Source organism: Streptomyces sp. P9(2023) (assembly GCF_032436795.1).
Lineage (GTDB): Bacteria > Actinomycetota > Actinomycetes > Streptomycetales > Streptomycetaceae > Streptomyces.
In genome coordinates, this window is the sequence record NZ_JAUPWM010000703.1 from 1 (window position 1) to 250 (window position 250).

Genomic DNA, 250 nt, shown 5'->3' on the forward strand with positions numbered 1-250 from the left:
GGCGGGCTCATTGTTGCTTATCGCAATGCGACTATTTCAGCTTTGGAGATTGTCAATGTGATAGAAAAAATTGTAAATACTGAAATTATTGTTAACTTTGCATACGAATTGCTCGGGGAAGTCATGCGGATTATCAAAGATTTCGATGCCAAAATCATTGAGCAAGACTTCAAGGAAGATTGTCGAATCAAGCTGTCGGTGAGAATGGACAATGAAGCATTGATAAGGAATAGGCTTGAAAGTATCTATG

1 protein-coding gene is annotated in these 250 nt (G+C 38.4%); it reads left to right on the forward strand.

Annotation, left to right across the window (positions count from 1 at the left end; all coding sequences use genetic code 11):
• Window positions 1-250, forward strand: a 250-nt coding sequence (locus tag Q5762_RS39165) for a hypothetical protein (RefSeq protein WP_315897088.1), incomplete at both ends; no start/stop codon positions are given.